At 40.6% G+C, this 3397-nt stretch carries 4 protein-coding genes; all 4 read right to left on the reverse strand.

Going from position 1 to position 3397, the window contains the following annotated elements; translation table 11 throughout:
* Positions 1-445: 445 nt before the first annotated feature.
* Entirely contained in the window at positions 446-1090 is a 645-nt protein-coding gene (locus OH463_RS26215) for a glutathione S-transferase family protein (protein ID WP_005448617.1), read from the reverse strand.
* Between the two features lie 698 nt (positions 1091-1788).
* The gene (locus tag OH463_RS26230; RefSeq protein ID WP_269993274.1) at positions 1789-2175 is read right to left on the reverse strand and encodes an NUDIX hydrolase; all 387 of its coding nucleotides are present in this window, start codon (positions 2173-2175) and stop codon (positions 1789-1791) included.
* 158 nt (positions 2176-2333) lie between these two features.
* On the reverse strand, positions 2334-2708 hold the full coding sequence (locus OH463_RS26240; protein WP_269993278.1) for a hypothetical protein: 375 nt from the start codon (positions 2706-2708) through the stop codon (positions 2334-2336).
* Positions 2709-2872: 164 nt separating this feature from the next.
* The coding region (locus tag OH463_RS26250) for a peptidase E (RefSeq protein ID WP_269993280.1) at positions 2873-3397 on the reverse strand (525 nt) is incomplete at its 5' end.

Raw genomic sequence — 3397 nt, forward strand, 5'->3', positions numbered from 1 at the left:
AAACTCGGTTAAGAGACGAGAGTTGGCTAGAAGAAAAACGCACTGAACTCCCCTACCTGTACTGACCTCAAATTAGAAAAGGATTCGTTCCTCGCACTTCGACGGCAACACCAAAGAAAGACAATTCTGACTTAGTAAAAACCACGAAAGAGAAGAAGCGCCACAGAAATAGGCTAAGAGTTAGAAGCCGTAAACAGTGAAATCAAAGCGAATACTCCGCATATAGTGCCACCGGAAAGAACGTGAAAGGCACTAACTTTAAGGTGTAAAGACGAGCGTCAAAACAGATTAACACCAAAACTTATAACCTTTGATGTCAAACCCGTACTAACGCCTTGTTAAGGTGTGAGGCACGCAATACCTAAGCTCCCGCATAACACCTTAACCACTAAAACTAACGCATAGTAAAAATGCCACGCGTGCCGAATCACTCTTGAACAATTTGTTATGAGTATGACTCAAAGGGTGTAAGATCAATCCCCTCAAAATCACAAACTGCTCTTATTACTGGATTGCGACAGAGACGTTTCAGATAATCCGATAAGTGCTGATAACTCTCCACATGCGCCTCTTCTGGTAGCCACCCTGCCAACATGAACAGAAAGTAGTCGCATGCAGTTAACTCATTTCCGATTAAGTATTCATGTTGCTTAAGTTGCTCATCAAGAATGGATAACACTTCCATAATACGATAGTTTTGAGCCGAGACTATATCTGAAGCTCCTAATTCACTAGTTGTGTGACGCTTTGGGTAATAGCGAATCATTAATTCTGACTGTAGCGTATTGTTAAGAAATGCTAACCATTGAAAGAATAAAGGACGCTTGGCATCACCCAATGCTGGCATTAACCCTGAGTCAGGGTGTAATTCACAAATATGAATACAGATCGCAACACTTTCAAAAACCACCTGCCCATCGACAATCAGAGTTGGAATACGACCCGCAGGGTTCAATCTGAGATAGTCTTTCTTTTTGTGGGATTGAGCCTTTTTGTCTACCAACAACAATTCAAAGTCAGCTTTCACATGCTGCAATAGAAAGTGGGGAGCCAAACTCGCGTTGTTTGGATAGTAGTAAAGCTTGAACAAATTAGGCTCCTTGCCTGTAATTCTGGGGGTACTCATAACGCCTTGCTAAGGTGTGAGTAACGCAATACAAAAGCTACCGCACAGCGCCTTAATCACATAAACAACCGCAAAGTAAAAATGCCACGCGTTGCGAATCACACTTAAGCAATTTGTTAGTACATGCGCTACTTCTATTTATGCGCTCCAAGATATTGAAAACTGACATGATATGAAAGGCTTTGAACACTGAAGTGAGACGGGCAGCTACAAAACTTAAAATCGATAGAGAGACGAAAGTTGGCTAGAAGAAAAACGTACTGAACTCACCTACTTTTACTGACTTCAAATTAGAAAAGGATTCGTTCCTCGCACTTCGACAGCAACACCAAAGAAAGACAATTTTGACTTAGTAAAAAACACGAAAAAGAAGAAGCAATAAAGAAATAGGCTAAGAGTTAGAAACCGTAAACGGTGAAATCAAAGCGAACACTCCGCATATAGTGCCACCGGAAAGAACGTGAAAGGTACAAACTGAAAGGTGTAAAGACGAGCGCAAAAACAGATAAACACCAAAACTTATGACCTTTGATGTCAAACCCGTACTAACGCCCGCTTAAGTGGTGAGCAACGCAATACGATGTTTCCGCATTCCACCTAAATCACTAAAATCAACGCATGATAAAAGTGCCACGCGTTGCGAATCCGTCTTGAAGCGTTTGTTATGTGTATTGGCTTAAGTGATTCTCTATAAATTCGATATCAGCTCGATAAAAATCATCAAGTGGAATAGCACTTGGCTCAAGCCAAAAGAAAGTTTGCTGCCTAACTTCATCAATCATCTGAGGCTCAGTATCATTACCCGCACGTAAAACAACATAATGAATTTCACCACCAAAATCATTTTTAGCTTGATGACTACCGAGTCGCTTTAAACCTTGCATTCCCGTTTCTTCCCACAGCTCTCTAACTGCTGCTTGATTACCTGACTCACCAGGGTCAATAGAACCGCCTGGGAATTCAAATACCATTCCTTGCCCTCGTCTGAAGCGCTTTTGGATAAGAACTTTTCCATCTCTTACGACCACGCCCATCGCAATATTCTTCATGTGAACTTTCCTTGTTCTTCTAAATACACATAACGCCTTGTTAAGGTGTGAGGCACGCAATACCGAAGCCTCCGCATGCCGCCTTAACCACTAAACCGAACGCATAGTAAAAATGCCACGCGTGCCGAATCACTCTTGAACAATTTGTTATGTGGCAATTACTTGACCAATGATTCTAGCTTTTCAATTTTTGGAATTATCTTACTTTCTGTCCCATCAGTTATAGTTAGAGTTTCATTTTCAATTGCCCTTGCTACTTCAGCCGTTACCAAAGCGATATCTCTAACGGATGCTTCTGTTTCTTTTATTTCAGCTAACGTAAGCTGAAATTCTTTAAACTTTAAGAGTTTAAGCCGATCTAAAAATAAAATCGAGAAAGACGTAAGTATAGAAATAAAAACGAAAACAACAAACGTAAGCTCTAAAATTTTTGCATTATAGAATAATGTAAAACTTAACAATGACAGAATAAAAAATACAACTATTGCCTCCCAAACTCTATATTTAGCAGTACTGGACTTTCCTATACTCATTTAAACCAAACCTCGTATTATTTTGACCACTGACTTTGAATAGCCACATAACGCCCTGTTAAGGTGTGAGCAATGCAATACCGATGTTGCTGCAACCACCTTAAACACCAAACGCAACGCATAGTGAAAATGCCACGCGTTGCGAATCACTCTTAAACAGTTTGTTAGAGTGCATTTTCGAACGTTACTTTTGCATCAAATTTACTAGTAACCGTCTGATATAATTGACCATTAATAAAGTGCAGAGCGGCATAATCGCTAATACCATAGCACGGTACACTACTGTTATTTTGAGAAAAATCAGAAAATAAATCAGCCTTTTCATCACTGCCATTAAAATGAGCTGAGGCTAGACCACCCACGAAACCCAAGCCGTCAATAACTGTATATTCTTCGGGATTGCTGTCGGTGATGCCTAAGTCAAACCAACATATAGCCCCAGCACTCATACCGCACAATACCACACCATTTTCGTAGCATTCTTTGAGTATTGTATCTACGCCCCACTCTCGCCAGATAGCTAACATTGAACGGGTATTACCGCCCCCAACATATATAATGTCTTGCTCTTGCAGCTTTGTGCGCCAATTGGAGTCTGGTTTGAACAATGGAAAATGGGTCAAATTACAACTAAGACCTGAATCGTAAAAACGTTGAATAGCTTCTTCTGCGTCACCAGTTGCTGTAGG

This window comes from Vibrio sp. NFR, from assembly GCF_027587095.1.
Classification (GTDB): domain Bacteria; phylum Pseudomonadota; class Gammaproteobacteria; order Enterobacterales; family Vibrionaceae; genus Vibrio; species Vibrio harveyi.